The sequence below is a fragment of the Paraburkholderia sediminicola genome (assembly GCF_046027825.1).
Classification (GTDB): domain Bacteria; phylum Pseudomonadota; class Gammaproteobacteria; order Burkholderiales; family Burkholderiaceae; genus Paraburkholderia; species Paraburkholderia sediminicola_D.
Genome location: NZ_JAQQDU010000013.1, coordinates 57,796 through 82,323, shown reverse-complemented (window position 1 = coordinate 82,323; position 24,528 = coordinate 57,796). Strand labels below are relative to the sequence as shown.

Below are 24,528 nucleotides of genomic sequence, written 5' to 3'. Positions count from 1 at the left end.
CCTGATTCGTTATTGGCAAGCCTTTAGCCCATCTGGCTAAAGGCTTTTTGTCGTTCTCGACACAAGAAAGTCCTCACGTTCAAGGCTCAAACAGACTCACCGCGCAGACGACCTCTTGTTATAATTCTCCCACCAACTCGAACAAAACATAACGTTCTTCCACACTGCGCGACAGGAGCTCCATGCTGAAACCCGACCGCCTCAGCGCCCTCGCCGATGCGCTGGCCAGGCAGAACGTGATGCGCCTGCGCGACGCCGCCAGTCTGCTTGGTGTATCGGAGATGACTGTCCGGCGCGATATCGCTGGCAGTCCGGAACGATTCACCTATCTCGGTGGCTATATTCTCAGCGCGACCGACGTCCCCAACAACGCCGGCTATTCGCTCGAGGAAGAGAAGGACCATTTCGCGCAGGCCAAGGCGGAAGCCTCCGCGATTGCGGCGGGACTCGTTGTCGACCACGAAACGATCTTCATCGATTGCGGCACGACGCTCACCACGCTGGCACGCCTGATTCCGCTCGAGCGTCACGTCACGGTGGTCTGCTATTCGCTGAATGTAGCGGAGATTCTGCGGCGCAAGCCGAATGTACGGATGATTCTGTTGGGCGGCGTCTACGTGCCTTCTTCAGATTCATTCGCGGGCGAAGAGAGTCTGGAGATGCTGCGCCGCATGGGCATCAACAAGGCGTTCATTTCCGCAGGCGGCGTAGATAACGCGCGCGGTGTAACGTGCTGGAACTTTCACGAAGTCGCGCTCAAGCAGGCGGCCATGGCAAGTGCCGTCGAACGGCATCTGGTCGTGGACCAGAGCAAGTTCGGCGTCGTCAAGGCAGTGCGCTTCTCGCAAGTCGATGACTTCGATTCCATCATCACCGAGAAAGGCCAGGAGCACCGCAAGCGCAAATGAATGAGCGGGCCGCCCGACATGGCATCGTCGGGTGGCCCGCACAACTGGCGTTCAGCGTTCAGCCTTTGCGCTGCAAGGCGAAGAGCGTCCCAGCGATCAGAATGAATGCGCCGATAATCACCTTCTGCCAGGTGCTCGGCACGCCAATCAGAATCAGCACACTGTTGATCAGCGTCACCAGCACCACACCCAGCAACGTGCCCGCCACCGTACCCGTACCGCCCGTAATGCGCGCGCCGCCCAGGATCACCGCGGCGATCACATCGAGTTCCGAGCCCACGAGATCGAACGGATTCGCGAGCCGATTGTTCGATACATGCAGAATGCCCGCTATGCCGGCGAGCATGCCGGTATAGCCGAACACGAACAGATGGATCGCGCGCAGGTTGTAGCCGAGCCGCTCGGCGATCGCAAGGCTGCCGCCCATCGCGTAGACACCGCGTCCCATCATGGTCCGGTTTAGCAGCCACCATGTGACAACGGCGGCCGCCACCAGCGCCAGCACCGAAATGGGCAGCACAGCCCGCAGGCCCTCATTGGTGTGATAGAAAAACAGCGGAATGCGGCCGAAATGATCCATGCTGTGCGGAATGTTCATGAAGAACGTCGTGCCGATAAACGTCAACAGCAGGCCACGATACAGATACTGCGTACCGATCGTGACGATCAGCGAAGGCGCTTTCAGCCGATGCACCAGCAGGCCGTTGATGATACCGAGCATCACGCCGCCCAGCGCGCCGGCGATCAGGATCAGCGCGAACGGCGCGTCCGGCCACCAGGCAAACACCGCCTTCGTGATGCCGTACATCGTCAGTGCGGCGATCGCCGTGAACGAGACGTCGATCCCGCCGGACGCCAGTACGACGAGCGTGCCCAGCGCGAAAAGCGACATCGTGGTGGCCGAGTGCAACAGATCGAACAAGGTCGCAAGCTGAAAAAAGCGCGGATTGATCGCGCCGACAATCAGGCATGTCGCCGCGATCAACGCGACAGTGAACCATTCGGGGTTGCGCGCGAGCCTGGCCCGCAAGGTGGGCGGCTTGACCTCGGGTGCGACTTCGGCAACGGTCGGGGTGGTCATGGTCTGGTTCATGCGCGAATGGATGCGCGAGTTCATGGATATCGACGTCCTTTATGCGGCTTCCGAAAGCAGCGCGTGATACAGGTCAGCTTCGCTCAACGTGTCGGCCCGATATTCGGCCGCCACCCGGCCCTTCTTCATCATCAGGATGCGGTCGCAGTTCTGCAGCAGTTCAGGCAGATCGTCGCTGATCAGAATGATGCCGATGCCGCGTTGCGACAGGCGCTGCATGATGCGGTAGATGATGTCCTTCGATCCGACGTCGACACCGACCGTCGGTCCATGCAGAATCAGCACGCGCGGATCGATGGCGAGCCAGCGGCCAATCAGCACGCGCTGCTGATTGCCGCCCGAGAGCGACTGCACGGGTTTGTCGACGCCGGGCGTCGCGATCTGCAAATCTTTCACCGTCTGTTCCGCGAGCGCCTGCGCGCGGACGCGATCAACCTGCCCGAAGCGGTCCCGCAAGCTGGCGATCATCGCGGTAATGACGTTGTCGCGAATGGACTTGTCGAGAAACAGCCCTTCGTTCAGGCGGTCTTCCGGCACGTAACCAATACGATGATGTTTCGCGTCTGACGGGGTGCGCAATGAAATGGCCTTGCCGTCGAGCATTACCTGCCCCGATTGCGCCGGCGCAACACCGGCTAGTGCACGGGCGAGTTCGTTGCGCCCCGAATCGAGCAGACCGGTAATGCCCAGAATTTCGCCGCCGTGCAGCGCGAACGACACATCGCTGAACTGGGCCGCACGCGTGAAGCCGCGCACGTCGAGCACGACGTCCTGGCCAAACGCGCCTTCACGATAACGCTCATTCGACAGATGGCGCCCCGTCATCAATTCGCTGATCTGCGCTTTGCTGAACTGCGCAATCGGTCCTTGCGCCATCGTCTGTCCGTCGCGCAAAACGATGACTTCGCCGCCGATCGCGTAACACTCGTCGAGCTTGTGACTCACGAACAGCACTGTCACGCCCTGAGCGCGCAGATTGGCGAGCACGGCAATCAGGTCGTCGACTTCTTTCTGCGTGAGCGACGTGGTGGGCTCGTCCATGATGACGAACTGCGCCTCGCTGGCGATCGCGCGCGCAATGGCGACGAGCTGACGCGTGGCGAGCGGCAATTGCTCGATCAGGGTCGCCTGAAACTCCGCGTCGCCGGGCAGGCCGACCGCCTCCAGCGCCCGCGCTGCCGTACGCGCGAGCGCGCGACGGTCGAAGGTACGGGCGAGCCGGCCTTCGTGGGTGGCCAACTCGGCGGTAAGCGCGACGTTTTCCGCCACGTTCATGTTGGGCAGCAGTGAGAGATCCTGATAGACGGTTTCAATTCCGGCAGCCAGTGATTCCAGCGCGGACAGCCGCGCATGCCGCACCCCTTCGATCACGAGTTCGCCTTCGTCAGGCGGCTGCGCGCCGGAGATGATCTTGATCAGTGTGCTCTTGCCACAGCCGTTCTCCCCGAGCAGGTGATAGATCTGACCGCGCTCGAACGACAGGCTCACCCCGCGCAGTGCATGGACGCCAGTGAAACGCTTATGCACGCCGACAACCTGCAGAAACGGCTGCGACGCTGCGGATTGCGGTGGCTGCGGTGGCTGCCGTGAAGATGCGTCTTGATTCATGATGGCGAGTCGCAAGTTAAGGCGTGCCCACAGAGGCACGCCGTGACGCATGAAACAAAAGACAAAACAGCGGACACAAGCCCGATCAGAACGGATACTGCTTGTAGTTCGACTTGTCGACGTTCACCCAGCCCTGGCCGCGCACGATGATGCCTTTACCCGGCCCCTTCGCGACGGTGACTTTCGTGTAGCCCGGAATGCCGAGATCGGCGCCGTTCTCGACCGTCTTGCCATCGATCAGCATCTGCGCGACCTTATTCATCGCGAGGCCCGCGAGCTTCGGATCCCAGAACGCAATGCCATTGATCGCGCCGCTCTCCAGGAACTTGCCTGCTTCGGTCGGCAGGCCCGTGCCATAGACGCAGATCTTGCCCTGCATGCCGGCTTCTTCGACCGCACGGCCAATGCCGATCACGTCGAGCGAGGACGAGCCCTGGAAGCCCTTCAGGTCCGGATGCTTGCGCAGCACTTCCTTCGCGACCTCATAGGCGCGCTCGCCGTCGTTATTGGTTTCGAGTTTCGGCTCCACCAGATCCATCTTCGGATACTTGGCCTTGGCATTGCCGATCCCGCCGTCGGCCCATTGCACCTGCGAGCGGCTGCCGAGCGAGCCGACCAGCGCCACCCACTTGCCGTCGTCGTGCATGCACGAAGCGAGGCGTTCGTTCAGGCCGGCACCGTAGGCCGTGTTGTCGAATGCTTCGATGTCGACCATCGTGTTCTTCGCGTTGTCGGCTTCATGGGTCACCACCTTGATGCCGCGATCCATCGCCTTCTTCAATGCGGGTTCGAGCGTCGGCGGATCGTAGGGCACCACGGCAATCGCCGTGACCTTCTTCGCGATCAGATCTTCGATGATCTTCAGTTGCTGTGCCGCATCCGCGCGACCCGGTCCGGTCTGATACGCGGTCACGCCTGGGCTCTCCTTCGCGAATTCCTTGACGCCGTCGTCCATCCGGTTGAACCAGTTGATACCGGTCACCTTGACGACCGTGACGATCGTCTCGTTGGTTGCAGCGTGCGCCGCGGCGATCACACCAATCGTAAGCGCGCCTGCTGCGAGCGCGGCACCCAGTCGAGTCAATTTCATGCGATGTCTCCTTTATCGTTCGATGTCGCCCCACTTCACCGTCGCGGACAACCAGGGCTCGTTGTCCGCCGCGTACTGAAACCTGGATTGCGCCTGCTCCCGCTCGCTAACGTTTTGGCGCCGTGCCTGGACCGTCGGCGCGCGACCCGCCGCCGAAGCCGAAGATCGCACGCACCCGCTCGCCGCCCGCAAACGCGAGCGACAACAGCAACAGAAAACCCCACGCGCAATCGCCGAAAAACTGCGACACGCCCAGCAGGTTGAACAGACTCGAGAGGAACTGCAGCACCGTCGCGGCGAAGAACACGCAGATGATGCGGCCGTGGCCGCCGGCGGGATTCACGCCGCCCATCACCGCGATCAGAATGGCGATCAGCAAATAGGAGTTGCCGTAGTCCCATTTCGCGCTGGACGTATGCGTCGCGCTGATCAGACCCGCCAGCGAGGCGAGTACCCCGCACATCGCATAGGTCGTGACCAGCATCCGCACACGCGGAATACCCGCATAGAACGCGGCTTTGGGGTTGGTGCCCATTAGATAAAGGCGCAGGCCGAACGGGCTACGTCTGAGCAACCAGCCGAGAACGACCACCACCGCGATGAAGATGCAGAACGCGATCGGTACCTGAAACACCGTACCGTTGCCGATATTCGACAACGGGTCGACATAGTCGACATGCACCGAGGCACCGTTGCTGAGCACCACAGCGAAGCCGGTGAACAGCAACTGCGTGCCGAGCGTGCAGAGAATCGGTGTGAGTCTGAGACGCGCGATGACCACGCCGTTCAGCAGCCCGCCAAGCAGCCCCACCACCACCACGATCACGCAGAACAGCGACGTGTAGAGCGCCGGTGAGTCGTCGCCATTGACGAAGTGCGGCACGGCGAGAGCTGCGACCATACCGGACAGGTTCGCGAGCCCGACGCCTGACAGGTCGATGCCGCCGTTGCCCGACACCATCGACAACATGATGCCGAGCGCGAGCAGGCCGAGTTCGGGCAACTGTCCGCCCATCGACTGCAGGTTGTCGATATCGACGAATTGCCCGCGCGAGAGCCATGTCGCGACCAGCACAACGAGTACGTTGACGATCAGCAGAAAATTCAGTTGCCGGTCGCCGAAGATTTTCCCAGCGGTAAACAGGGACTTCATGGTGAGCACGATCTCCTTCAAGCTTCGCGAACGTTCAGGACAGCGGTCAGGATGCGTGGGACAGGCCGGCCTGCTGGTTCAACACGCGGTTCACTTCGTCGAGCGTCGGCATGGAAGGCGCCGTACCCGGACGCGTGACGGAAATGCCCGCGAGCGCGCAACCGAAACGCAGCGCCGAGATGGCGTCATCACCGCGTGCGAGCGCGGCCGCGAAGCCACCCGTGAAGCCGTCGCCGGCCCCGGCGGTCTCCACGACCCGGCCGCAGCGATACGCCGGCACGAGCACGGATTGGGTAGCCGAGTGCAGCAGCGCGCCGCCTTCCCCTAGCGTGACGATGACCGCGCCAACACCTTTGGCGAGCAGCACATCGGCGGCACGGCGCGCATCGTCGGCATTCGCGATCGGCACGCCGGTGAGTGCGGTCGCTTCGGTTTCGTTGGGGGTGATGTAGTCGCACAACGGAAAGATATCGTCGTCGAGCGGTAAGGCCGGCGCCGGATTGAACACGGTCGTCACGCCATGCCGGCGTGCCGTCTCAAGCCCACGGCGCGCAGCCGCGAGCGGCTGCTCGAGCTGCGTGACGAACACGCACGCGGCGGCGATGTCGGCTTCGATCGCGTCGACGTCGGCAGCATTCATCGTGCCGGCCGCGCCTGAGGCGACGATGATCGCGTTCATGCCGGTGGTGTCGTCGACGAAAATATGCGCGGCACCCGTGGACACGCCCTCGATCACCGACGCACGCGCCGTGATGCCTTCAGCGGCCCACGTTGCGCGCGCAATCTCGCCGAACGCGTCGTTGCCGATGCGGGTACAGAACACCACTTCGGCGCCGGCGCGAGCCGCTGCCACCGCCTGATTCGAACCCTTGCCGCCCGGCCCCATCGCGAACGCCGTGCCGGCGATCGTCTCGCCGATCTGCGGCATACGCCCGGCGCGAAACGTCAGGTCCGTGACGTAGATGCCGAGAATGACGACACGCCCGTTTCGTTGCAAAGACGTGCTCATTCGCGTTCTCCCTGAGACGCGTTCATCAGGAAGCATTCATGCGGGGCATGCGCTGCGCTCAGCACCGCGGCATTCGATAACAAAAATTGCAGATCCAGATGCTTCAGCACGTTGTCTCCTCCATTTTCTGGTTGGCGTGCATGTTTTCAGGCGTGAGTGCCGGCGCTCGGTCAGTCTCCGTACGGTATCCAGATGTTCTTCACCTGCACGGCCTGACGCAGAAACGGCCGCCCTTCACTCGAACGGTCGAACCAGTCGAACTGGCTGCCGTGATCGACAAAGGTACGCTTCAGATTGCCAATCGACTCACGTTCGACCAGCGTCGAATCCGCCGCACTACCGAAGCACCAGACGGCGTCGACATCGTCGTGCCTGGCGAGTGCCGGCAGCAGCGCGCCACGTTCACCCGTGACAATGTTCAGCACGCCGGCCGGCACATCCGACGTCTCGGCCACCTGGTAAAAATCGGTCACCGTGAGCGGACACGCCGCGCCCGGCAACACCACCACGCGATTGCCCATGGCCAGCGCGGGCGCCGCCAGCGAGACGAAGCCGAGCAAGGGCGCTTCGTCCGGACAGGCGATGCCCATCACGCCGAGCGGCTCGTGCATCGCCAGCGCGACGCCGCGCAACGGCGGCGTATGCACGGCGCCGTCGAACTTGTCGGCCCACGCCGCATAGGTGAAGAGACGCGTAACCGCTGCCTCGACTTCCGCGCGCGCCGCCGCTTCCTTCGCGCCGTTGCGCACGACGAGTTGACGCACGAATTCGTCCGCGCGCACGGCCAGGTTTTCCGCCAGATAGAAGAGCACCTGGGCGCGGTTATGCGTACTCGCCTGCGACCATTTCTGCGCCGCGCGCGCCGCTTCGACCGCGTTGCGAATGTCCTTGCGGTTACCCTCGCCCACCTCACCGACCAGCGTCCCATCTGGCGCGTGAACCGGCAGTGAATAGCCGCTGTCGGGACGCACCTGCTTGCCGCCGATAAACAGTTTCGCCGTGCGATCGATCAGCGCGACATTCGACAACGGGTCGCGCTCGCCTGAGCCTGCTGCCTGTTCGGGTCGTACGGCCTGACGCTCGGGAAGATTGAGCCAGGCGCGCGGTTTCAGATATTCGTAGATGCCCTCGCGACCGCCTTCGCGACCATAGCCCGACTCGCGATAACCGCCAAAGCCGACCGCCGCGTCGAACAGATTGGTCGCGTTGATCCACACGACACCGCATGCAAGGCGCGGTGCGACATCGAGTGCGCGGCCAATGGTTTCGCTCCACACGCTCGCGGCAAGTCCGTAGCGCGAATTGTTGGCGAGTGCAATCGCTTCATCCTGCGTACGAAAGCTCATCGTGACCAGCACCGGTCCGAAGATTTCTTCCTGCGCCAAAGCGGAAGCCGGCGCTACGCCGGTGACGAGCGTGGGCGGATAGAAACAGCCGCCGGCGGGCATCGTCGCATCGGGCGACTGCCATACCGCACAGCCTTCGCGCTGGCCGGTTTCCACCAGCGACTGGATACGTTCGAGCTGCACGGGATCGACAATCGCGCCGATATCGATACTTTTATCGAGCGACGTGCCGACGCGCAGCGTTTCCATGCGGCGCTTCAGTTTCGCGATGAAGCGCGCTTCGATTCCTTCCTGCACGAGCAGGCGGGAGCCCGCGCAGCACACCTGCCCCTGGTTGAACCAGATCGCGTCGACCACCCCTTCAACGGCGCCGTCGAGATCCGCGTCATCGAACACGATGAAGGGCGACTTGCCGCCGAGTTCAAGCGTCAGCGATTTGCCCGAGCCGGCCGTGGCCGCGCGGATCAGGCGCCCGACTTCCGTCGAACCCGTGAAGGCGATCTTGTCCACCTGCGGATGCTCGACGAGCGCGGCACCGGTACGGCCGTCGCCCGTCACGACGTTCAGCACGCCTGACGGCAGGCCGGCCCGATGGGCGAGTTCGGCGAACAGCAACGCCGTGAGCGGCGTGTACTCGGCCGGCTTCAACACAACGCAGTTGCCCGTTGCAATCGCCGGCGCGATCTTCCAGGCGAGCATCAGCAGCGGGAAATTCCACGGCACGATCTGACCGACGACACCGAGTGGGGCGTAATCGGCGAATTCGCTCTCCTGCAACTGCGCCCAACCCGCGTGATGCAGGAAGTGCCGCGCGACGAGCGGCACGTCGATATCGCGCGTCTCGCGGATGGGCTTGCCGTTGTCGAGCGCTTCGAGCACGGCAAACAGGCGGCTATGACGCTGGACCATGCGTGCGAGCGCATACAGATGCCGCGCCCGTCCGGCACCGCCGAGCGCGAGCCAGCCGGGCTGCGCAGCGCGCGCGGCGGCCACCGCCGCGTCGACGTCGGCCGCATCGCCCTGGGCGATCCCGGCGAGCCGCCCGCCCGTGGCGGGTGCGTGTGAGACGAAATGCTCGCCGGCGGCCGGCGCATGCCATGCACCGCCGATGAAATGCCCAAAGTTCGCCTCATGTTGCGCGAGCCAGGCGCGCGCGGGCTGATCGTCCTCGGGTGCGGGACCGTACTCCATCGATGAAAAATACTCGGCTACGCTCATGGGATCAGTCTTCTGTTCAGGCTACGGGGTGACGGTTGAAAGCGGAGTAACGACCGCTCACGTGATGTTCGAGCTGGCGTTCAATATCGGCCAGCAGGCTCGATGCGCCGATACGGAACAGCTCAGGCTCGAGCCACGGGCGGCCGAGTTCCTCCTTCATGAGGATCTGATAGGACAGCACTGACTTCGCGTTCGACACGCCGCCCGCCGGTTTGAAGCCGATCGGCACGCCGGTGCGCTCCTGGTATTCGCGGATCATGCGCACCATCACCAGCGAAACATCCAGCGTGGCGTTGACGCCTTCCTTGCCGGTCGACGTCTTGATGAAGTCGGCGCCGGCCATCATGCAGACCATCGAGGCGCGCGCCACGTTGGAGAGCGTGCGGATGTCGCCGGTTGCCAGAATTGTCTTCAGGTGTGCCGGGCCGCAAGCTGCGCGGAAGTCGCGCACTTCGTCGTACAGCGCCTGCCAGTTGCCGGTCAGCACATATTCGCGCGTGACGACAATGTCGATTTCCTGCGCCCCGTCCGCGACCGAGGCTTCGATCTCTTTCAGCTTCAGCGGATGCGGAATCAGCCCGGCGGGAAATCCGGTCGATACCGCCGCGACCGGAATGCCGCTGCCGTGCAGCGCATCCACCGCCGCCGCGACGAAGCGGTGATAGACGCAGACCGCGCCCGTGGCAATGCCCTGCGGCGCAATGCCGAGCGCGTCAAGCAGATCGGCGCGTACCGGCTGGCGCGCTTTCGCGCACAGGCGGCGCACGCGGCCTTCAGTGTCGTCGCCGTTGAGCGTGGTGAGGTCGATGCAGGTGACGGCCTTGAGCAGCCACGCGGCCTGCGCATCTTTCTTGACAGTGCGGCGCGTGGCAAGCGTCGCCGTGCGCCGTTCGACCGCGGACTGGTTGACGCGCAAGCCGTCCAGCCACGACGCGTCGAACGGCGTGCCGGGGTTGCGGACCGGATGAATGAGCGGCCCGCCGCGCAGGGCGACGACCGAAGAAGACATGGAAGAAGCTTCGGGCATGAGACGTCCAGAAATTTGGCGCAGCGCACAACAGCTGCCGGCAATTTGTTCCCACTTATGCTACAACGATTGATAGAATCATAACAAGCATTACGATGTAATCATCACATAACCGGCAGTAAAAGCGTTTCCAGTACCGCTCGTGTTATTGACGCATCATATTCATGATGCGAAGATCACAACCCGGTGTTGACCGATCGCACCACACAAAGAGAAAAATTTCGTCGTATCGACGAAGGAGACATCCCAGATGAGTGAGCCGGTAGCGGTCGCGGCCGCGTCATCGCCTCAGGTTCCGCTGATCCGTGTTGCGGGCGTCACCAAGCGATTTGGCGGCGTGCAGGCGCTGCGCGGCGTCAGCCTCGACGTGTTGCCCGGCGAAGTCCACGCCTTGCTGGGAGAAAACGGCGCGGGCAAATCCACGCTGATCAAGATCCTCAGCGGCGTTCACACCTACGACGACGGCATCATTGAGATCGCCGGCCGGAAAGTGGCGTTCGACTCGCCGGCGCAATCGCGTGAAGCCGGTGTTGCCGTGGTCTACCAGGATCTGAGCCTGGTCGAATCGCTCTCGGTCGGGGCGAATCTGATGCTGGGGCGCGAGCCCCGCACGCGTCTCGGTTTCGTCAAGAACCGGCAACTGATGGCCACCGTCGGCGAATTCCTCCGCTCGCACGGCATCCCGCTCGATCCGCGCACACCGGTTGGCGCGTTGCCGTTCGCGTACCGGCAAATGACCGAAATCTGCAAGGCACTGATGGGCGACGTGCGCGTGCTGATCCTCGACGAACCCACTTCGGCGCTGACGGGCGGCGAAGAGCAGATCCTGTTCGACGCGATTCGCGCGGTCACGGATCGCGGCGTTGGCGTGATCTACGTGACGCATCGGTTGAATGAGGTGTTCAGAATTTCGCAGCGCGTCACCGTGTTTCGTGATGGCGCCAACGCCGGTACGTTCCCGACAGCCGAAACGGACATGAAGCAACTGGTCGCGGCGATCGTCGGGCCCGGCCATGCCGCGTTTCAGGCAAGGGAGAGGACTGCTGTCGGCATTGCGGGCGATGAGTCTGCTGTCGGACGGCAAACATTGGCCACCTTCCATGCCGCCGCTGCGCCCATCCTCAAGTTGTCGAACGTGAGCAATGACCGGCTTCGCCACGTCGACCTCATGATTCGCCGCGGCGAGATCCACGGGCTCGCGGGATTGATCGGCAGTGGGCGCACGGAAGTGCTGCAAACCATCTTTGGCATTCGCAGAATCGAGACGGGCGCCATTGTGATCGACGGCCAATCCCGCTCGCGTATGACGCCCGCCGAAGCCATCCGGCTCGGCGTGGCGCTGGTGCCCGAAGACCGTCATCTTGAAGGGCTCGTCCTCGATCATTCGATCGAGCGCAACCTGACCTTGCCGCGCTTGCCGCAATTTTCGCGTTGGGGGTGGCTGCGCAGCCAGGCGGCCGTCCATCAGGCGAAGCGCTCGATGAAAGAGCTGGCCGTCAAGGCATCTGGCTCGTCGACCGCGGTCAAGTTTCTATCCGGCGGCAACCAGCAGAAAGTCGTCTTCGCGAAGTGGAATCACCCGCGGCCCAGGATCCTTCTGCTCGACGAACCGACGGTCGGCGTCGACGTCGGCGCACGCGAGGAGATCTACGGCGTAATCCATGACGCCGCGCGGGCGGGCACGGGCGTGCTCGTCGTCTCCTCGGATCTCGATGAACTGTTGCGCCTGTGCGGCCGGATCTCGATCGTCGCGGACGGCGCGATCGTCAAGACCGTCGAGCGCGCCGAACTCGCCAACGCCGAAGCGCTTCATCACCTGATCCAACAGTCCCGTTCGTCCATCGAGTCCCCCAATCCCCCGGAGGGACTTCCTCCGGGGCGTGGGACTTCCCTCGGAGCCAACGCAATATGAACGATTCTGTCTCGCCGCTGACGTCCGAACGGCAGGCATCGCCACCGCAGAAGAGCCGTATGCGGCGCATCGCGCAACTCCTCCTGCAAGGCGACCGGCCCTATGCGCTCTACGGCGCGTTCGCGATCCTGCTGGTGGTCTTCAGTTTCGCCTCGCCGTGGTTTCTCTCCATCGACAACTTCCTGAATATCGGCCGGCAAACCGCGCTCGTGTCGATCATCGCAGTCGGCATGACCTTCGTGATCATTGCACGGCAGATCGATCTGTCGGTGGGGTCGACATTGGCGCTGTCGGGCATGTCCGCGGCGCTCGCCATGGCGTATGTCGGCGATAACTGGATCGTTGGCGCGATTGCCGGCATCGGCACCGGCGCCATCGTCGGCGCGATCAACGGGCTCGTGACCACGCGGCTGAACATTCCCTCGTTCCTGGTCACGCTCGGCACCTTGAGCGCCGCACGCGGACTCGCCCTGATGGTGACAACAACCCGGCCCGAGATCATCACCAACGACTCGTTCATCGCGATCTTCGGCGAGGGCGACATTGCCGGTGTGCCGGTACCGATCATCTGGACGGTGCTGACCGTGATCGCCGGCATCCTGCTGCTTCATTACAGCGTGTTCGGCCGGCAGATCTATGCGGCCGGCGGCAATCCAACGGCGGCGCTCTACTCCGGCATCAACACGAGACGCGTGACCACCCTCGCCTTCATTCTCACCGGCATGCTGGCAGGGCTCGCCGCGCTCGTCCTCGCCGCGCGCTCGCATGCGGCGCGACCCGATGTCGTGCAAGGACTCGAGTTGGATGTGATTGCTTCCGTGACGCTCGGCGGCTGCAGCCTGTTCGGTGGGCGCGGTTTCGTGCTCGGCACGCTGCTCGGCAGTCTCATCATCGGCACGCTCAATAACGGGCTGGTCCTGCTCGGCGTCAGCTCATCGCTGCAGCTAGTTATCAAGGGGGCCATCATCGTCGCGGCTGTGGCCTTTACCAGGAAATGAGCAGGAAATGACTCAGGAAGTAAGCCAGAAAGTGACAAGGGCACGCCGGTCACGCGTGAACTCACGTGCCCGCGTTGTTCGTGAATGGCAGGAGACGTAACACCAACAGGAAGACCAACGGAGAAGAATCATGAAACATCGTCGTGGCTCAGGAAGCGTTCTACCCACTCTCCTGGCGGTGGCCACCGTCGTGGCGCTGGCGTCGCCGGGCGTCTACGCGCAATGCGTGACCAGCCTGCCGGCCGGTTCCATCGGACCGAAAACGATTGTCGGACAAGGTCCGAACGGCGAAAAAGCGGCCTCGGTGGACGCTGTGAAGCTGAGCGACGCCGACATCGCCAAAATCAAGGCCGGCAAATTCAAGGTCGGCATTTCGATGCAGACCATGAATCTGGACTGGTCGCAACTACAGGTGCAAGGCATCACGGATACGCTCAGGAAATACGGCGTGGACGTGATCGGCACGGCCTCGGCGGAGTACCAGGTCGACAAGCAGATCGCGGATATCGAGAACACCATCCAGCGTCACCCGGACGGCATCATCTCCATCCCGGTCGATGGAACAGCAACGGCCGCCACGTACAAGAAAGTGTCCGAGGCCGGGATCAAACTCGTGTTCATGGACAACGTGCCGGCCGGGCTGAAGCATCCTGAGCAATACGCGTCGATGATTTCCGCCGACAGCGAAGGCAACGGCCAGATCGCGGCGAAAGTGCTCGCCTCGTGCGTGCCGCAGGGCGGCACGATCGGGCTCGTGAATTTCGGCGTGGATTACTTCAGCACGACGGAACGCACCAAGGCCGTCAACGACTGGATCAAGAAAAATCGTCCGGACATCAAGGTCAAGCAGGTCGCCTTTACGGACCCGTCGAAAGTGGGGCAAATCGCAGGCGATTTCCTCACCGGGAATCCGGACGTGAAGGGGCTGTTCGCCGTTTGGGATCAACCGGCGCTCGACACGCTGACGTCGATGCGGGCGCAAGGGGTGAATATTCCCGTCACGACGGTCGATCTTGGCCTTCAGTCCGCTATCGAGATTGCCAAGGGCGGACCGCTCAAGGCAACCGGCTCGCAACGCCCGTACGATCAAGGCGTCGCCGAGGCGATGGCGATGATGAAGGCGCTGATCGGACAAACGCCGCCGGCGTGGATCGGCGTGCAGTCCCTGCCAGTCGTTCAGGCGAACGTGCTCGAGTCTTATAAAACAGTGTTCAAGAAAGACCCGCCGCCCCAGCTTGCTGACGCCTGCAAGAAAGCCAAGCCGGCTTGCGGTTGACGCTTCAGGCACCGTACCTTGCCCCGGTGGAGCAAGGTACTATTACGGTTTGGCGTCCGGCGTGCAGCGCATCATGACTCGCGCGTCCTGGCGCCCGGCGCAGCAGGCTATCCGACAGGGCAACGGCCACGTCCATCGCCTGTTATGCTCGCTGCCCGCACCGTCATCCGTTTCCGCCCTCCATGAGTTCTGCAAGCCGCCGCATCGCGCACCTGGACATGGACGCGTTCTACGCGTCCGTGGAGCTCTTGCGCTATCCGGAACTGCGCGGCAAGGCGGTGGTGATCGGCGGCGGGCGCAATGGTGTGCCGCAAACGCTTGAAGACGGCAGCCGCCGCTTTGCGAAGCTGCGCGATTACGCGGGCCGCGGCGTGGTGACCACCTCCACCTACGAAGCCCGCGCGCTCGGCGTGTTCTCCGCGATGGGCATGATGAAAGCCGCCGTACTCGCACCCGACGCGATTTTGCTGCCCACCGATTTCGAGTCGTATCGCCACTACTCGCGCCTGTTCAAAGCAGCGGTCGCCGAGTTCACGGATCGGATCGAAGACCGCGGCATCGACGAAATCTATATCGACCTTACCGAGTTGCCGGGCGAGCCGCGCGAGATCGCCGCGCGCATCAAGCAGGCCGTCAATCAGGCCACTGGGCTCACCTGCTCCATTTGCGTGGCGCCGAACAAGCTGCTGGCGAAAATCGGCTCCGAACTCGACAAACCCGACGGTCTCACGATCCTGACGCCGGCGGACGTGCCATTGCGGGTCTGGCCGTTGCCGGTGCGCAAGGTCAACGGGATCGGCCCGAAGGCCGCGGAAAAGCTCACCGCGCTCGGCCTCGCCACGGTCGGCGATCTGGCTGCCGCGGATGCGGGGTTGTTGCAGGACCACTTCGGGCGCAGCTACTCGGCGTGGCTCATGCAAGTCGCGCAAGGCTACGACGAGCGGCCGGTGGTGGTCGAATCGGAGCCCAAGTCGATGAGCCGCGAGACGACCTTCGAGCGCGATCTGCATCCGCGTCATGATCGCCCCGCCCTGTCCAGTTCATTTACCGGCTTGTGCGTGCGGGTCGCGGAAGATCTCGTGAGGAAGGGCTATGTGGGGCGCACCGTCGGCATCAAGCTGCGCTACGACGACTTCCGCACGGTCACGCGCGACCTGACGCTCGACGAACCCACGGCCGACGCCACCGAGATCCGGCGCGCCGCAACTGAATGTCTGAGGCGGGTGGAATTGAACCGCAAGTTGCGGCTGCTGGGCGTACGCGTGAGCGCATTGACGCCGGCCAACGCGCAACCGGCAAAGCAGCGCGTACCGGTTCAGGCCGACTTGCCTTTTACCAGCGACGATTAACCCGCTGCTTCCACCGGGACACCGGCATTCGTGCGCGCCGCCGGCAAGCCCGTTTCCACACTCGACGCCGCAATCGAAAACACAAACGTGTTGATCCCGTTCGCGCTCTCCGCCGACACCGTGCCGCGATGCATTTCCGCAATCGCCTTCACGATCGCCAGACCCAGCCCGTGGTTCTCGCGGCTATTGGTACGAGAGACTTCCGCGCGATAGAACCGGTCGAACAGATGCTCGAGCACGGCCGGCTCGATTGGCTCGCCGGGGTTGGCCACCGCGACGCGCAACTGATCGCGCACATCCGAGATCGTCACCGTAATCGCCGCGCCCGGTGCACAGTGCTGGATCGCGTTCATCAACAGATTCGTGCAGGCGCGGCCGAACAGCGAGCGGTTCACACGCGCCACCGCGTCACCGCGCAATTGCGCATGCACGTGCGCTTCTTCCAGCGGAATCTCGAGGAACTCCAGCGTATGCGCAACTTCCGCGGCCAGCGACACTTCGACGAGGCCCGTCGCGCGCTCGCCCTGGTCGGCACGGGCGAGAAACAGCATGTCGTTGATGATCGCGCGCATACGCTCGAACTCTTCGAGATTCGATTGCAGCGTATGGCGCAAATCGTCGACCGAGCGATTGCGCGTCAACGCCACCTCGGTCTGCCCGATCAGAATCGTGACTGGCGTACGCAGTTCGTGAGCCACATCCGCGTTAAACGACTCGAGGCGGCCGTATGCGCCGTCCAGACGTTCGAGCGCGCCGTTGAACGAGTTGGCCAGATCGTTCAATTCGAGCGGCAGTGAGGCCGTATTCAGCCGCTGTGAGCGGTTATTCGGACTCACTGCGGACGCGTCTCTGGTCAGGCGCGTCAACGGCGCAAGACCGAGTCGCGTGACCGAGTAACTCAGCAGCAGCACGGCGAGACTGCCCAACGCGGACAACGCGGCGAGCGACGAACCGAACACGCGCATCGTGCGAGCGTTTGGCGAACAGCTGGCGGCAGCTTGCAATTGCACAGCTGGTCGGGCGCCGTAAGCCGGTATCGTCACGTTGACGGTCAGCATGTCCGCGCCGCCGCCGACCGGCGAAATCTTCGCGTAACCGCCCTGCCAGCTCGACACCACCGGCCCCTCGATGGGCTTGCCATAGAAAAAATGCGGATCGGCGCTCGTTACCGAGTACACCGTGCTGCCGTCGTGCGGCGTCATGTCGGTGAGCTTCTCGCGGGCCATGCGCCACTTTTCCGGCGTCACCGCGTGATAGACGATGATGCGCGCGATCTCGGTGCGAGCGTCGAGCGATTCGCGCAGATGGTGTTCGAGTTGCGTGCGCAACACCAGAAACAGACAGGTGCCGACCAACGTGAACACGAGCAGCGCCACCAGCGCGAACATCAACGCGAGGCGGCGGGCGATCGAACGGTTCATGATTGCTCTGCCTCCTCACGCACTTCGAGCACATAACCCATGCCGCGCACGGTATGCAGCAGCTTGGAGGAAAACGGCCCGTCGAGCTTGGCGCGCAGTCGTTTGATTGCGGTTTCGACCACGTTCGTATGGCTGTCGAAATTGACGTCCCAGACCAGCTCGGTGATCGCTGTCTTCGAGAGAATATCGCCCTGGCGGCGGGCCAGCACGCTCAGTAACTGAAATTCCTTGGCAGTCAGATCAAGCCGCACGCCATCGCGGGTGGCGCGCCGGCCGATCAGATCGACGAACAGATCGCCCACCGAAATCAGGGTCGACTCCTGCGAACGCGTGCGGCGCGCGAGGGCATGCAGCCGCTCGACCAGCTCAAGAAAGGAAAAGGGTTTGGTGAGGTAATCGTCAGCGCCTTCGCGCAAGCCGCGCACACGGTCGTTCACGTGATCGCGGGCGGTCAGCATGATGACCGGCGTCGATTTGCGCATGCGCAGCGCCTTCAGCACGCTAAAGCCGTCGCGTTTGGGCAGCATGACATCGAGGACGATCACGTCGTAGTCGAATTCAGTCGCCAGATGCATGCCTTCCTCGCCGTCGAGCGCGACGTCGACGACCCAGCCCTGCTCTGTCAAACCGGAGCGCAGGTAGTCCACCACCTTATGCTCGTCTTCAACGATCAGCAATTTCATGCGCGTCCCCTTGAATCTGCATTATACGAAACGCCTTGTTTTCCTCTTTCCTGTCTGGCCGTGTCATTGTCGAGCGGCTCACTTCGCGGGAGCCATCGCCTCCTTCGTGTCCGTCGTGCTGCCTGGCGCCGGCGAGCCCGCCACGTCCGTGCCGGCATTCCAGCCACCGCCCAGCGCCTTCACCAGTGAAACCGACAGCGTCATCTGCTGGCCGTGGATCTGCACGTCCTGACGCTCGCTGGTGAGCAGCGACTGCTGCGCGGTGATGACGTCGAGGTAGGCGACCAGGCCGCCCGAATAACGGTCGTTGGCCAGCGACAGCAGATGCTGCGCATCGGTCACCGCCTCGTGCGACTGCTTCGCCGCGCCATCCAGCACCGAGAGGCCGGTGATGCCGTCCTGCACCTGCTGGAATGCGGTGAGCACGGTTTGCCGGTAATTCGCCTCGGTGACCTGGTAGCCTTCGCTCGCATATTTCACGTTGGCCGCGCGGCGGCCGCCGTCGAACAGCACCTGGCCGACCGTCGCGCCGAGCGTCCACATCAACGTAGGCGCGCTCAGCAAGCTCGCGAACTGCGTGCTTTCCCAGCCGATGCCCGGCATCAGCGTCAGGCTCGGGAAGAACGCTGCCTTGGCGACGCCGATCTGCGCGTTCGCCGCGGCCATGGCGCGCTCCGCCGATGCGATATCCGGGCGGCGTTGCAAGACGTCGCTCGGAAGCCCAAGCGGAATCGGCGGCACCTGCGTGTCGAGCACTTTGGATTCGATTGCGAACTGCGGCGCGGGCACGCCCACCAGCGCGGCAATCGCGTGTTCTTCCTGCGCGCGCTGATTCAACAGCAGTTGCGCCTGCACACGTGTCGAATCGAGTAGTGACTTCTGCTGCAACACGTCGAGCCCCGACACCGAGCCGAGATCGTGCTCGGCCGTGACGTAATCGAGCGCCTTTTGCTGCAGTTTCACCGATTGATTCAGCACGTCGATCTCGGCGTCGAGTTCACGCAGCGAGAAATAGTCGGTGGCGAGATCGGTGGTCAGGACTAGCCGTGCGTTGGCGAGGTCGTCGGCCGATTGCTGCGCGGAGGCCGTGGCGCCTTCCACTTCGCGACGTATCCGGCCGAATAGATCGGTGTCGTAGTTGATCGTCGGGCCGAGTTGCAGATTGTTCTGCACCGTCGACGTGGTGGGCGTGGAGTAACTCGTTTGCGGCCGGTCCTGCGAGATCCTGAAGCGCGACCCGGTCGCGCTCAGATCCACTTCGGGAATCTGCTGCGCACGGGTGTTGGCGAGCGTCGCTTTGGCCTGCTCATAGTGCGCGCTTGCCGCGGCCAGTGTCTGATTCTGCGCGAGCGCCTGGGTTTCCAGCGCGGCGAGTGTCGGGTCACCGAAGGCGCTCCACCAGTCGGGCGAAATCGGCGCATGCGAAGGCGCCGCGACGCGCCAGTACGAATCGGTTTGCCAGGCCGGCGGCACCTCGGCTTGCGGCCGCTGATAATCCGGGCCGACCGTGCACGCGGCCAGCAACGCGGCGCTCGCGGCCGCCGCAAGCGCCGTGCGTGTCGCTCGCGTCGTTCGTGCCCGATAAGCGCCTGCCTGCTTCGCGATCACGACGCCCCCTTGACGCTCTTCTGCGGCTGCGCGATCTGCACGTGATCGCCGTCCGCGATCGAATCGCTCGGGTTGATGATGATCTTGTCGTTCGCGTCGATGCCGCTTTCGATTTCGAGCGACTGCCCCAGGTCCTGCGCGATGACGACCTTGCGCAACACCACATTGCCATTTCCATCGACCACCGCGAGCCGTGGACCTTCGGCGCGAAACAGCAAGGCATTGCCCGGCACCGTCAATTGCGCATGAGCGGCCGCCGGCACCGCCACCTGCACATACGCGCCGGGCCGCAGCGTGCCGTCAGGATTCGGCAAGGTCACTTCGATCTGCAGCGAGCGGGTTGGCACGTCGATCGCGCCGGAGATGTGCGTGATCGTGCCGTGGAACTGCTGCCCCGGCAATTCGGCCTGCGTGACCACCACCTTCTGTCCGACCGACACGTTCTCGGCGTACGCCTGGGGCAGTTGTACATAGACCCGCAGCGGATCCGACTGCGCCAGCGCGAACAGCGCGCGGCTCGTGCCGCTGCCCGCGTCGATCAGGTCGCCGACGTCGACATTGCGCTGCGTGACCACGCCCGCAAACGGCGCGACGATGCGCTTGAAGGATTCGAGTTGCTGCAGGCGTTTCACGTTGGCATCGGCGGCAGCGAGGTTGGCGACGTCCTGGGTGTACGTGCTCTGCCGCTCGTCGAGTTCCTGCTGCGAGACCGCATCGCGTTGACGCAATTGTTGCCAGCGGTCCGCCGAGCTTTTGGCAAGGCCGAGACTCGAACTGGCTTGCTGACGCTGCGCCAACGCCTGCGCGAGTTCCTGATCGATTTCCGGCGTATCCAGATCGGCAAGCAGTTGCCCCTGCGTCACCCGCGCGCCGATATCGACGTACCAGTGCAGCAGGTAACCGGTGGAGCGCGCGTAGATCGGCGATTCGACATTGCCGCGCAACGTGCCCGGCAGCAAGGTGTTGCCGCTTCCCTCCGTTTGCGTCGGGCTTATCACGCTCACATACTGCGTGGCGTTCTGCTTCGTCGTTTCAGCGACCGAGCGGTTCTGCAGAATATTCGCGACCACGGTGCGCAACGCGCCGAGCGCGAGCAGCGCCAACACGATCCAGACAGCCATTTTGGCGCGCTTCCATTCGCGATGGCGCGGCGGCAAGGCGTGGCCACCTTCGGTCTCTCGCGCGGGAATCGCCAGCGATGCATGGGTTTTTTCGGTCATCTCAGTCAGCCATCTCAGTCAGCCGTCAATTAACGTTACGCGGGTTTGCCAGCGCCGCCGTGGTCCGGCGCGGGGCCGTCATGGCCGTGGCCGCCCATCGTGTCTGTGTCGTCATCGTCGCGGTGGCGCCGCGCGAGTCGGGTATGAATAGCCGCGAACACCAGCGGCACGAAAAACAGCGTGGAGACGGTGGCGAACAGCAGCCCGCCGATCACCGCGCGGCCAAGCGGCGCGTTCTGCTCGGCGCCCTCGCCAAGACCCAGCGCCATCGGAATCATGCCGATGATCATCGCGAACGCGGTCATCAGCACCGGCCTGATCCGGCTTGCGCCAGCCTCGAGCGCGGCGGTGAGCGGCGGTGCCCCGGCGGAGAGCCGCTGGCGCGCGAACGACACCATCAAAATACTGTTGGCGGTGGCGACACCCATTGTCATGATCGCGCCGGTCAATGCGGGCACGCTCAAATGCGTGCCGGTCAGGAACAGCATCCAGACGATGCCCGCCAGTGCCGCGGGCAAGGCGCTAATGATGATCAGCGGATCGACCCACGACTGGAAATTCACCACAATCAGCAGATAGACCAGCACGATCGCCATCGCCACGCCAAGGCCCAGACCGAAGAACGAACTGCGCATGGTCTGCACCTGGCCGCGCACCGTGATCTGACTGCCGCGCGGCAGCGAGGCCCGCACGTTATCGACGAGCTTGTCGACCTGATTCGCCACGCTGCCCAGGTCGCGCTTCTCGACGCTCACGTACAGATCGATCACCGGCCTGATGTTGTAGTGCGTGATTTCCGCGAACTGAGTCTGCGGCGAGACCCGCACCAGGTTGCCGAGCAATTGCGTCGGCCCGTTGGCGGAGCCTGAAACCGGTGTACGCAACAATTCATCGATCGACGAAATCTGATACTGCGGAGTTTGCACCGCGACGCTGTATTCCACACCGTTTTTGTTGTTGAACCAGAACCCCGGCGACGTCTGCGAACTGCCCGACAACGAAATGAGCACATTCTGCGCCACGTTGCTCGCGCTCAGATTGAGCTGCTGCAGGCGCGTGCGATCCATCTGAAGATTGATCGCAGGCTCGTCCAGTTTCTGCTGGATGTGGGTGTCGACGGTGCCGGGAATCATCCGCACCTGTTTCAGCAACTTGCGCGCGATGTCGAAGTTGCCCTGCTGATCCGCACCGGCAATCTGCACGTCGACGGCGGCGGGCAGGCCGAAGTTGAGAATCTGCGTGACGATGTCGGCCGGCTGAAAGAAGAACTCGACGCCCGGAAAGCGCTGCGGCAGGATCGTGCGCAGTTTGTCCATGTAGCGTTGCGTCGGCTTGTGATCCTCGTTCAAGGCCACCTGAATTTCGCCGTCGAGCGTGCCGATCGTGCCCGCGTTGCTATATGAGAGGTTGATACCGCTATAGGGCAAGCCGAGGTTATCGAGAATCGTGGCGAGTTCCTGAGGCGGCACGACCTCGCGGATCACCTTCTCGACTTCGTCCGCGAGACGCGCGGTTTCCTCGATGCGGGTGCCGGTCGGCGCACGCATGTGCAGACGAATGTCGCCTGCGTCGACGCTCGGGAAGAAGTCCTCGCCGAGCACAAACACAAGACTCATCGAGACGACACAGAAACCGAGAAACACGCTGCCGAACATACCGCGGCGCACCAGCACGCTGCTGAGAATCACGATGTAAGCAGCCCGCATGCGCTCGAAACCGCTGTCGAAACGCAAGTAGATGCGCCTGAACATACTCGGCCTGGCACCGGCCTTGGGCTTATGCGCGTGGCCCATCAGCAGCATCGCCAGCGTCGGCACCAGCGTACGCGACAGGATGTACGAGGCGAGCATCGCGAACACCACCGCTTCGGCAAGCGGCACGAACAGATAACGCGCGACACCGGTCAGGAAGAACATCGGCACGAACACGATACAGATACACAGCGTCGAGACCAGCGCCGGAACCGCGATTTCGCCGGCGCCGTCGAGAATCGCATCGTGCAGATTCGTGCCCATATGCAGATGCCGTTCGATATTCTCGATCGTCACCGTCGCATCGTCGACCAGAATCCCGACCGCCAGCGCCAGGCCGCCCAGCGTCATGATGTTGATGGTTTGCCCAAGCGCGTGCAGCGCGATCAGCGAGGACAGAATCGACAGCGGAATCGAAATCGCGATGATGCAGGTGCTGCGCCAATTGCCGAGGAACAGCAGAATCATCGCAGCAGTCAATGCGGCGGCGACCACCGCCTCCCGCACCACGCCCTGCACGGCCGCTTTCACAAACACCGACTGGTCGAACAAGGCCGTGATGTTCAGGTCCGGCGGCAACGCGGCGCGTACGTTCGGCAGCAGGGCATGCAACGTATTGACGATCGAGAGTGTCGATGCACTGCCGTTCTTCAGCACCGAGATCAACACACCACGGTGTCCGTCCTGCCGCACGATATTGGTCTGCGGCGAGAAGCCGTCGCGCACGTGAGCGACTTCACGCAGATACGTCGTCGCGCCATTGAGCGTGCGCACCGGAATATCGTTGAGCCCCTCCACCGTGGCGGGGGAGCCGTTCATGTTGATCGTGTATTCCTTCGGCCCGATCTTCGCCGTGCCGGTCGGCAGAATCAGGTTTTGCGCATTGAACGCGCTGACCACATCCGAAGGCGTCAAGCCTTTGGCGAGCAACGCACGCGTGTCGAGGTCGACCGAGATCAGGCGCGATTTGCCGCCGTACGGATACGGCACGGCGGCGCCCGGAATCGTTACCAGTTGCGGGCGCAGGAAGTTCAGCGCGGTGTCGTTGAGCGCCTGCTCGGAGAGCTTCGGACTCGACAAGCCGAGCTGGATCACCGGAATGCTGGAGGCCGAATAACTGATCACCAAAGGCGGCGTGGCGCCTGGCGGCATCTGTTTGAGCTGCGCCTGTTCGACGGCCACCGTCTGCGCGATCGCGGTCTGGATATTGGCGTTCGGCTGCAGGAAGATCTTGAGAATCGTGATGCCCTGCAGCGACTGCGATTCAATGTGCTCGATGTCGTTGACCGTGGTGGTCAGACTGCGCTCATTGACGGACGTGATGCGGTTGGCCATGTCCTCAGCCGACAAGCCCGCGTAGTTCCAGATGATGCTGACTACCGGAATATTGATTTCCGGCAATACGTCGACCGGCGTGGTCAACAACACGAATGGTGTCGCCAGCAAGATCAGAATGGCCATCACGATGAACGTGTATGGCCGCTTAAGCGCAACGTTGACGATCCACATGAAACGCGCCCGAGAGAATGCAGGTAAGGAATTGAATCGCCGTGACCGAAGATCGCGCTGTTTCAGCATTCGACATGCTGAAGCCGGCAAACATGAAGACATGTTGCCGGGGCCAATGCCCGCGCTTCTCCCGGTGAAACAGTAGCTATGCTAGATCGATAGTACCAACGCCTGCATGGCGCGAAAATGGCGAATTTGTCAGGAAGGCTAATGTAAGGATTAGCCTCCGCTCAAACGTACTCAGGCTTGGGCTGCGCAAACGTTTGATGAGAGGGAGATAAGCGCTTTTAAGGGTATAACTAAAGACATATCTCGCCGAACTGCCGCGAGATATGCCGTTAGATTAAAT

At 63.0% G+C, this 24,528-nt stretch carries 17 protein-coding genes; 5 read left to right on the top strand and 12 right to left on the bottom strand.

Annotated elements, in window-relative coordinates; all coding sequences use genetic code 11:
* The first annotated feature begins 182 nt into the window (after positions 1–182).
* Positions 183–908 (top strand): DeoR/GlpR family DNA-binding transcription regulator, encoded by a 726-nt coding sequence (locus PQQ96_RS09715; protein WP_408291162.1) that lies wholly within the window; start codon positions 183–185, stop codon positions 906–908.
* Between the two features lie 58 nt (positions 909–966).
* Here PQQ96_RS09715 and PQQ96_RS09710 read toward each other — a convergent pair whose 3' ends face one another.
* The 7 genes from PQQ96_RS09710 to deoC form a co-directional block, all read right to left on the bottom strand.
* The gene (locus PQQ96_RS09710; protein ID WP_408291160.1) at positions 967–2,025 is read right to left on the bottom strand and encodes an ABC transporter permease; all 1,059 of its coding nucleotides are present in this window, start codon (positions 2,023–2,025) and stop codon (positions 967–969) included.
* A 15-nt stretch (positions 2,026–2,040) separates the two neighbouring features.
* Positions 2,041–3,609, bottom strand: coding sequence for a sugar ABC transporter ATP-binding protein (locus PQQ96_RS09705; RefSeq protein ID WP_408291158.1), 1,569 nt, complete (start codon positions 3,607–3,609; stop codon positions 2,041–2,043).
* 85 nt (positions 3,610–3,694) lie between these two features.
* Complete coding sequence (locus PQQ96_RS09700; RefSeq protein ID WP_408291156.1) at positions 3,695–4,699, bottom strand: autoinducer 2 ABC transporter substrate-binding protein; 1,005 nt, start codon at positions 4,697–4,699, stop codon at positions 3,695–3,697.
* Between the two features lie 106 nt (positions 4,700–4,805).
* Positions 4,806–5,852, bottom strand: a complete 1,047-nt coding sequence (locus tag PQQ96_RS09695; protein ID WP_408291154.1) for an ABC transporter permease — start codon at positions 5,850–5,852, stop codon at positions 4,806–4,808.
* A gap of 46 nt (positions 5,853–5,898) precedes the next feature.
* On the bottom strand, positions 5,899–6,861 hold the full coding sequence (gene rbsK / locus PQQ96_RS09690) for a ribokinase (RefSeq protein WP_408291152.1): 963 nt from the start codon (positions 6,859–6,861) through the stop codon (positions 5,899–5,901).
* A 170-nt stretch (positions 6,862–7,031) separates the two neighbouring features.
* Entirely contained in the window at positions 7,032–9,425 is a 2,394-nt protein-coding gene (locus PQQ96_RS09685; RefSeq protein ID WP_408291150.1) for an aldehyde dehydrogenase family protein, read from the bottom strand.
* 16 nt (positions 9,426–9,441) lie between these two features.
* Positions 9,442–10,452, bottom strand: a complete 1,011-nt coding sequence (deoC, locus tag PQQ96_RS09680) for a deoxyribose-phosphate aldolase (RefSeq protein ID WP_408291148.1) — start codon at positions 10,450–10,452, stop codon at positions 9,442–9,444.
* Between the two features lie 250 nt (positions 10,453–10,702).
* Between deoC and PQQ96_RS09675 the strand changes: the two genes are divergently transcribed.
* From PQQ96_RS09675 to dinB, 4 genes are all read left to right on the top strand, one after another.
* Positions 10,703–12,364 carry a sugar ABC transporter ATP-binding protein gene (locus PQQ96_RS09675; RefSeq protein ID WP_408291146.1) on the top strand — a complete coding sequence of 554 codons (1,662 nt, stop codon included), beginning with the start codon at positions 10,703–10,705 and terminating at the stop codon, positions 12,362–12,364.
* Positions 12,361–13,362, top strand: a complete 1,002-nt coding sequence (locus tag PQQ96_RS09670) for an ABC transporter permease (RefSeq protein ID WP_408291144.1) — start codon at positions 12,361–12,363, stop codon at positions 13,360–13,362. The genes PQQ96_RS09675 and PQQ96_RS09670 overlap by 4 nt, the downstream gene beginning before the upstream one ends.
* A 130-nt stretch (positions 13,363–13,492) precedes the next feature.
* Positions 13,493–14,638, top strand: a complete 1,146-nt coding sequence (locus PQQ96_RS09665) for a substrate-binding domain-containing protein (protein ID WP_408291142.1) — start codon at positions 13,493–13,495, stop codon at positions 14,636–14,638.
* 182 nt (positions 14,639–14,820) lie between these two features.
* Positions 14,821–15,987 carry a DNA polymerase IV gene (dinB, locus tag PQQ96_RS09660; protein WP_408291140.1) on the top strand — a complete coding sequence of 389 codons (1,167 nt, stop codon included), beginning with the start codon at positions 14,821–14,823 and terminating at the stop codon, positions 15,985–15,987.
* Here the strand turns inward: dinB and PQQ96_RS09655 are convergent.
* The 5 genes from PQQ96_RS09655 to PQQ96_RS09635 form a co-directional block, all read right to left on the bottom strand.
* A complete protein-coding gene (locus PQQ96_RS09655; protein ID WP_408291138.1) occupies positions 15,984–17,408 on the bottom strand; it encodes a heavy metal sensor histidine kinase in 1,425 nt (474 codons plus the stop codon). The two genes, dinB and PQQ96_RS09655, sit on opposite strands and share 4 nt — an antisense overlap.
* Positions 17,405–18,091, bottom strand: coding sequence for a heavy metal response regulator transcription factor (locus PQQ96_RS09650; RefSeq protein ID WP_091802526.1), 687 nt, complete (start codon positions 18,089–18,091; stop codon positions 17,405–17,407). Before PQQ96_RS09650 ends, PQQ96_RS09655 begins: the two co-directional genes overlap by 4 nt.
* 78 nt (positions 18,092–18,169) lie before the next feature.
* Positions 18,170–19,696 (bottom strand): efflux transporter outer membrane subunit, encoded by a 1,527-nt coding sequence (locus PQQ96_RS09645; RefSeq protein ID WP_408291239.1) that lies wholly within the window; start codon positions 19,694–19,696, stop codon positions 18,170–18,172.
* Entirely contained in the window at positions 19,696–20,919 is a 1,224-nt protein-coding gene (locus tag PQQ96_RS09640; protein WP_408291136.1) for an efflux RND transporter periplasmic adaptor subunit, read from the bottom strand. The genes PQQ96_RS09645 and PQQ96_RS09640 overlap by 1 nt, the downstream gene beginning before the upstream one ends.
* A 35-nt stretch (positions 20,920–20,954) precedes the next feature.
* Positions 20,955–24,179 (bottom strand): efflux RND transporter permease subunit, encoded by a 3,225-nt coding sequence (locus PQQ96_RS09635; protein WP_408291135.1) that lies wholly within the window; start codon positions 24,177–24,179, stop codon positions 20,955–20,957.
* Between the last annotated feature and the right edge of the window lie 349 nt (positions 24,180–24,528).